The sequence below is a fragment of the Acinetobacter pollinis genome (genome assembly GCF_015627175.1).
Lineage (GTDB): Bacteria > Pseudomonadota > Gammaproteobacteria > Pseudomonadales > Moraxellaceae > Acinetobacter > Acinetobacter pollinis.
In genome coordinates this window covers 1-7,231 of the sequence record NZ_VTDQ01000058.1, presented here as the reverse complement: position 1 = coordinate 7,231, position 7,231 = coordinate 1, and the positions used below count along the sequence as shown (strand labels likewise).

General features: G+C 32.3%; 10 protein-coding genes. 5 read left to right on the top strand and 5 right to left on the bottom strand.

Features of this window, described 5'->3' with window-relative positions:
• Positions 1–212 precede the first annotated feature (212 nt).
• Genes I2F23_RS13060 through I2F23_RS13045 form a run of 4 tightly spaced genes read left to right on the top strand, consistent with a single transcriptional unit; the run spans position 213 to position 2,693 of the window.
• Positions 213–641, top strand: coding sequence for a PAAR domain-containing protein (locus tag I2F23_RS13060; protein ID WP_195773018.1), 429 nt, complete (start codon positions 213–215; stop codon positions 639–641).
• Positions 642–659: 18 nt separating this feature from the next.
• Entirely contained in the window at positions 660–1,166 is a 507-nt protein-coding gene (locus tag I2F23_RS13055; protein WP_195773017.1) for a PAAR domain-containing protein, read from the top strand.
• Positions 1,166–2,086: a lysozyme gene (locus tag I2F23_RS13050; protein ID WP_228286002.1), complete on the top strand. Its 921-nt coding sequence runs from the start codon at positions 1,166–1,168 to the stop codon at positions 2,084–2,086. The genes I2F23_RS13055 and I2F23_RS13050 overlap by 1 nt, the downstream gene beginning before the upstream one ends.
• Positions 2,087–2,114: 28 nt before the next feature.
• Positions 2,115–2,693, top strand: a complete 579-nt coding sequence (locus I2F23_RS13045) for a hypothetical protein (RefSeq protein WP_195773016.1) — start codon at positions 2,115–2,117, stop codon at positions 2,691–2,693.
• 137 nt (positions 2,694–2,830) lie between these two features.
• On the opposite strand, the gene I2F23_RS13040 is transcribed toward I2F23_RS13045, so the two are convergent.
• Genes I2F23_RS13040 through I2F23_RS13030 form a run of 3 tightly spaced genes read right to left on the bottom strand, consistent with a single transcriptional unit; the run spans position 2,831 to position 4,636 of the window.
• On the bottom strand, positions 2,831–3,331 hold the full coding sequence (locus tag I2F23_RS13040) for a hypothetical protein (RefSeq protein ID WP_195773015.1): 501 nt from the start codon (positions 3,329–3,331) through the stop codon (positions 2,831–2,833).
• Complete coding sequence (gene mobQ / locus I2F23_RS13035) at positions 3,328–4,299, bottom strand: MobQ family relaxase (protein WP_195773014.1); 972 nt, start codon at positions 4,297–4,299, stop codon at positions 3,328–3,330. The genes I2F23_RS13040 and mobQ overlap by 4 nt, the downstream gene beginning before the upstream one ends.
• Positions 4,300–4,309: 10 nt before the next feature.
• On the bottom strand, positions 4,310–4,636 hold the full coding sequence (locus I2F23_RS13030) for a hypothetical protein (RefSeq protein ID WP_195773013.1): 327 nt from the start codon (positions 4,634–4,636) through the stop codon (positions 4,310–4,312).
• Positions 4,637–4,811: 175 nt separating this feature from the next.
• On the opposite strand from I2F23_RS13030, the gene I2F23_RS13025 reads away from it, so the two are divergent.
• The gene (locus I2F23_RS13025) at positions 4,812–5,078 is read left to right on the top strand and encodes a mobilization protein (RefSeq protein ID WP_195773012.1); all 267 of its coding nucleotides are present in this window, start codon (positions 4,812–4,814) and stop codon (positions 5,076–5,078) included.
• Between the two features lie 35 nt (positions 5,079–5,113).
• On the opposite strand, the gene I2F23_RS13020 is transcribed toward I2F23_RS13025, so the two are convergent.
• A complete protein-coding gene (locus I2F23_RS13020; protein ID WP_195773011.1) occupies positions 5,114–5,737 on the bottom strand; it encodes an energy transducer TonB in 624 nt (207 codons plus the stop codon).
• A gap of 162 nt (positions 5,738–5,899) precedes the next feature.
• Positions 5,900–6,841 (bottom strand): replication initiation protein, encoded by a 942-nt coding sequence (locus I2F23_RS13015; protein ID WP_195773010.1) that lies wholly within the window; start codon positions 6,839–6,841, stop codon positions 5,900–5,902.
• Positions 6,842–7,231 lie beyond the last annotated feature (390 nt).

Here is a 7,231-nt window from a genome sequence, read left to right as displayed (position 1 = left end):
ATGCTGTAGAACTTTAAAGTAAAAATCAAAAACAGTAATCAAAGAAAATCTAATTTTTGATGTGGATTTAGTTACTAATATTCAGTTTGGTTTAGCTATTTCATTATAAAACTAACATTCAAAGCTATTAAGAAATCCGCCTTAAATGTGATATTTTATTAATATATGTTTTTTTATGTTAAATTCATCACAATAATTTAAAGGACGTGAGAATGGTTAGCCCTATCTTTCTGCATGAATTACCTATTGAACAAATCAATAAATTATCTGAAGAAGATATTCAGCAAATAATTAAAGCTGAACAGCTTTATTATGATAATAAACCTCATACGATTTATCATTTAGCTGCTAACGGAGCTAAGACTAAAAAAGGAGGATTACTTAAAGCATCGTCTAATATTTGGAAAGTCAAAGGACTATCTGTTGGTCGTGTTGGAGACGATGTAATATATGCTGATGGTACAACCTCAAAAATTATTTCAGGTGCTGGGGAAGCTTGTATTGTTGAAGGTGCTTCGATTGCATTGATTGGTAGTCGTTTAGAAAATGGCGATGAAATTGTTGAGAGTCCTAGTACAGGAATCACTATCCGTCTTTTTAAAGATCAACCAAAACCTAAGAATTTTCTTAGTCATGACTAAGTTTTAAAGGTTGAGAAAATGAAAGGTTTTGCAATTAACAATGCTCCTACAGATCATGGCGGAGTAATCCCAGCTACTCAAACAAAGGATTCTCAAATGGGAAATGCTTTTGTTAGAGCTGATGATGGACATTACTGTCCTAAATGTAAATGTTGGTCTACTGTGATTAAAAGCCATGATCATGTGATTATTGATGATAAGCCAGTAGCTTATGTTGGCGATAAATTAACTTGTGGTGCAACGATTCAACCTCAACAAACGCATGTTGTTGGGGATAGTCATGGTGACTTAAATTCTAGTGATAAATCTAATAATGAATTAGTTGAAGATAGTAAAGAATATAGTATTCAATATCAGTTACTAGATGAAAAAACGAGCCAACCATTAAGGAACTACCCATATATAAAAATAATCGATGGGGAAGAAATTAAAGGAGTTACAGATTCAAATGGGTTTACAGAAAAAGTCAGTAGAAAACATTCCTTTGAAATCGTACTAAAACCAATTTTAAAAGGAGTGGTGTAATGGATACTTTAGCTAAAAATACAGCATCCTCAAATGATGAACCAATTAAAGTTAAAATAAATAATACTTACAATATGATCTTTCTTTTAAAAGATGGTCAAAATAAACCTTTAATTAAGATGCCATACACCTTTGAAATTGATGGTATTTGTAAGATAGGAACTACTGATGAAGAGGGTTACACAGCAAGTATACAAACTGCTGGCGAGAAGGTTATTAATATCTATATAGGTAATAATCCACAAAGCCCACAAGACCACGGTAAAGCATTAATTATAAGTGCTAAAAGTACATTAGAAGTCAATCAGATTACTGAAGGGAAAACAGATAGATTACAAAAGCCTTGGAAAATATCAGATAGATTGCGCCAAGCGATGATTAAAGCTGAAGGAGCATATCCTAATGAATATAAATCACCTGAAGGAGGTACAAATACTATTGGTATTGGTCATAAAATAAAGCCTGCTGAGATCAAAAATGGAAGGTTCAATGTGGGTGGTGAATATCAGCAACCATTATCAATGGAAAAAATGCTGAAATTGAAAGATGAAGATGTATTCCTGAACGGTGGAGAAACCATTAATAAATTAGTTAATGTTCCTTTGTATCAGAACGAAATGGATGCTCTTATTGATCTTTGTTTTAATGGTGGGAAAGGCACATTATCAGGAGCTACATCTACTAAATACGATCAGAATGGTAATAAACAACCTGCTGGTACTAATAAAGTTGTATTAGTCGATTTATTAAATTGTGGGAAATATAGTGAAGTACCAAATTTTTTGAGAAATCATATCAATACTCAAAATGGTGAATGGTCTAGAGGTGTGCAAAACCGTAGAAATATGGATGCTAGAATGTTTGCGAATGAGAAAAATGGATACACTGTATTGAATGATGCCCCCAAAAAAAATAAATAACATTAAGTTAATGCTAGTAAGGATTTATATGAATCAAGTTAAATTATTTTTAACATGCATAATTTTATTATTCACAGTCAATAGTGCTTATGCTATTGAAACACAATATATTGATGATGGAATTGTTCAATATTATTGTAATGCTAATACATCGAATATATATTTCGATGCAGATTCATTAAAAGCTCCAACTGCAGGTATGCAAAAAAAAATAGTTAAGACATATCCATTATTGTTACTTAGTAAAGAGGATGAAAATGGTATTAGACTTAGATTAGGAAGCAAGAAAGCTATACAAAAATGTGGGGCAGTAAAATTAATTTTTGAAAGTGGTTTTTATAATTCTAATCCAGTTGGTGAGCTTGGTTTACTGGAATATCCTCTTATATCAGTCCTTATCAATAACAAGGCAATTATTAATAAAAGTCCTTTAAATTTATGTAATTCAAGTAGCACTCGTGAAACATGCCCTACGGACTTTTCAATACAAGCTATAGAAATAGTAAAATCTTCTAAAAACCTATATCAAGTAAAAGTTAAAAAAGCATTGCCTATAAGTAACGGTGATAGTGTTGAATTCAAAACAGAGTATTTAAAAGTAAATTAGAGTTCAAAAATTTTTAAGAGGATATAAATAAAGCTCGATGCTTTGAAATATGGCTTTAGCCATATTTCAAAGTCGAGCAACTTTGCACTTGAGGTAATTTGATCAATAATGAAAAGAACAAGCAAAGTACCGATGATTTAGTATTTTTTAGGGTCTATCTGACACCAATCATAGGTTTTATTTTCTACGTTACTCGGTTGGAAGGAGTAGCATGGCTTTTTCGTCATAATTCTCACCAGTGTTTCATCATCACTGCGTCTAATTTGTATGGGGTATTTATTAAGTTCAGCAATATCAACTCTACGCTGTTTAATTTCGTCTAAACTTGGCACATATAAGAATATACTTAAGAAAAATATCATCACTAAAGCCACAAACGCACTGGAATAGATCACAATAAATTGCCAATTCAATCGATGGGTTGCTTGGTCTAATTCTTGAATCCTATTTTTTAATACACCTATAGCTTGTCTATTTGTCTCTTGTAGCGACTTTTCAGCCTTATCTAGTACTCCACTAGCCACTTGGTTGTAAAATGCTTCTAATCGCTTGCTATCGTCTGCGATAGCTTCTCGATATTCTTTCATAGATGCCAATAGAATATAGAGTTGATCATCCAAATCATTTTGGTTACTCATAACGATATTCCGCCTCGATCTAGTTTTTGAGATTCTTTACGCAAAGCTTGGTTCGCTCGTTGCTGATCTAATTCTTGCTGTCGCTTCATTTCAGCTTGTCGTTCTTGTTCTAGACGTTTGCTTTCTTGGTTCTTTTGCCATTGCTCAAAACCTTGATTCACTCGGTTTAATCCTTGCTGTAAAACATTCTCTTTTTGTTGTTGCTGTTGATTGAGCTGTTTAGCATTGTATTGGTTCACCGTGTCGTTATAACGGCTAATACGGGTGTCTATACCTTGTCTACGCAGTTGAGTGACTGATGTTCCCTCGTGAATAGTAGCTTGTAATCCGTTGTTCTGATCAGCATAGCTTCGATGATCTATTTTTTCTCGATTACCTGATCTTTCTAACGCACGGTTAGCTAGGTTTGCCCATGTTTCCCGAATGTATTTAATTTCATTTTGGGTTGTTCCCATATCTAAAGTTTTTCTTTTGGCATTGCTTAACTCAATATCAGCTTTTGTAGTCAAAGTTAATTTGTGATCAGGGTCGAGTTCTGCTTTTCGCGTGGTAAGCATAATATGGGCATGATGGTTTTTATCATTACCACCTTTACTGGGTTCATGAATGGCTAAATCTGCAATCACGTCATAATGATTAACTAAGGACCGGGCAAAGGATTTTGCCAAGTCCTTACGTTGATCAGCATCTAATTCATTGGGTAAAGCAATCACCCATTCACGAGCTGTTCGAGCATCTTTACGATTTTCTGTTTTTTCTGCCAAGTTCCAAAGTTCATTACGGTCAATTTGAATATCGAGCTTAGAAATGATTTCTGTATGAGCAACACCGTTCTTTTGGGTGAAGTCATGGGTCAATCCTGTGCGTTCATCTTTGAGTTTTTCACCTGCACGATAGGCAGATGATGCAACGGCTGTACGTCCTGAACTTCTGTTTACGGTTTTAGTTGAGCAATGATAAATTGCCATTATCTTAGAATTACTTAACTTTTCTTTTTGGGTTCAATAGTTCAGAACCTGAACAAATGGCATCTGTAATAATGATATTTCCAGAGGTTTGTACAAAACAAAGGTGTTTTGTTTGATTTAAAGTAGCTACAAATCTAATTGAATTTAAATTTGGGTTTCTTGTACTTGGAGAGCTATTTATATCTGAAAGAGTAATTTGATCTTCTGTCGTAAATAATGCAGTTGCTGCTTTTTTCTTTAAGTTATCATCATTAATTTTTAAGTCCTTTAATATTACTGAGGCACAACCACTAGAAAAACATACTAATAAAATAGCTGTGATTTTTAAAAACTTCATCAATTTTTCCTTTGCTGGGGTTAAGGGGTGTTCCCCTTACGCATCTTTTGACTTGAGCGAAGCCAAGTCGTAAGTGCGCCATTTCATGAAAAATACGATAGCATATAGCCTATTGAATTTCAATTTATAGGGTTTTATGCTTGAGTAGTTTTCTTTAATCTTAAAATTAATCTCTATGAATAAATCTACTGAAAATATTGAAAAGAAAATTGAAGCTCAATTAGAAAAGCTAAAACAGTTAAAAGCGCAAAAACAAGCGATTGAAGCAAGAGAACGTGCTAAGCAAAAAGAGCAAGATCGTAAAGATGATACTAGACGTAAAATTTTACTTGGTTCTTATCTACTCAAGAAAATGGAAAATGAACAAAATAAAGAAAAAATACTCGCTGATTTAAACGAGTATTTGAAAGAAGATCGAGATAGAAAACTATTTAAACTATAGTATATATTATCTATTCATAAGAGTTTTATTCATGGCTAAAGCACACACTGTTTAAATAGAGTGATTGTATCATGGTACTTTTTTCTACTAGTGAACCAACCGAGCTTTTTGTGTTTAATCCGTGAACGAAATGTAGCTGTATAAGCATAATGTGAATATTGATCTTCTGGTGTGGATTGGTTGATGATCAAAATAGAACCATCTTCCCCCACATTTTCGAAAATTACATCGTATTTCCCCATTTGAATTTTATCTTCGCTTTCAGGAGGATTGTTAGTTTCATATTGTCTATAGAAATACGGATGATCTAGATAAATATAATCTAGATGCTCCAAGGCTTCATCTTCTGTTTTATAGGTTTTCTGTGCATTGTAGTGAGATGATTCTGAAGACCAAATACACTTAGGCCCTTCTTTAAAGAATTTAGTTTCAGTAGAAAAAGGAACTAAAGCTGATATAGGAACTGCTTCCCCATTTTTGATATAAGGCTTCATTTTTGCTCTTAATACACTATTCCTAGCAGCATTATCAACATATTTATTCCCTGAACTTTTTTCAACATTTGCTTTTAATACATTACCTTGAGTATCTGTAATAAACTTTATAGCACCATTAAACTCTTTAGTTTTAAAACTACGTATGTCAAGATTCAGTTCCAATATAGGTTCTCTTTCCCAATTAACATGTGGTGAAGATTGCTCAGAAGCGAAACTGAATGTACTGAGAAAAAGTAAGAATGAGTATATAAAAAACTTCAAAAATCTCACCAAAATTATAAAAAATAAAATTAATTGCACATTATACTTAAAGAAATTGATTGTCTATTTTTTATTAAAGTCTGTTTCAGTCCGTAAAGCCTTAAATATTCGTTTTGCTGTTTCCTCTCGGACTGATTGTGGGTCACGTAAAATATTGGCAATCCATATGGCAAATGCTGAATAATCTTTATTGCCAGCCAAATCAGATATGCTATGAACTTTAGATAATATAGAACTGTAAGTTTTAATTTGATTGTCTGTTAAGTTGCAAAACATATCTATGGTGTTTTGATCTCGTGTTATTTCTATATTTTTAGGTTTTGGCTTCTCTTTAACTATAAACCGAAAGCCAACAACAGAACGTCCTTTTTTTACATTCTCATAGCTTAAATTGATATCGGTATTTGCTGTGATTTCATTTAATGATGGTTTAATTACTCTGTCTTTTAGGTTGCAAAGTTTATCGTATGACGGAGGTAAACCTAATTCATTTTTTAGATGCTCTAAAGATATTTCAAATTGCCCCATTGTTTGATGCTTTTTAGCTAGATGATATATATCAAAAGAGTAATCTTTCTTTAATTTCAATACTATATCTTTCTTATATTTTGTATAAGGATTTAATTTATCGAACTCTTTAAGCATCAAGAGAACTTCTTCAGGAAAATGAATAGATACCGCACCATCTTCATATTTAGCTCTGATCACCCAATTGCAATATGTCTTTCGTCCTTTATCATCTAAATAACAAAAATAACGCTTAATTAAAGCCTTGCTTGCTTGCTCAAGTGATTTATATGCAGAATGGTTTTTTATTTCACAGTCTTGAGCAAAGCTTTCAGCAGTTATAATTATAGTATCTTTTTCCGTAGCGTTTTTTGTCCTAGCAATAGGACTAGCGAGGATTAACATACGCTTTTCATCAATACTCATGCTCTTAAAACATTCTTGGATACTGTTCTGCATCACAACCCAAGAGGGTGGATAAGTTTTTTGCATTTCCATAAATCTAAAATCTCTATAATGTATCAATTAACTACATCGTATTTATAGTAGTAATATAGTGTATTGGCTGAAATTTGACTATGATTTTTGTAGTTTTTTACAAAAAATACAAAAAATACAAAGTAGTTTAATGTCCTCTAAAAGTAGTTTTTATGTCCTCTAAAAGTAGTTTAATGTCCTCTAAAAGTAGTTTAATGTCCTCTAAAAGTAGTTTTTTAAAGTCTGAAATCATTGTAGGACAAGGGCTAGAAGGGTGTCTAAAAGCTTTTAAAAGCTTTTAAAAGAATAAAAGGAAAATCAAAGTGAAATTAAAAGAAATATATTTGTGTTGTTCATACTTTATCTAAAAGAAACAATTCAATACTTTGTTAGTAGATACTCACTAAAAAA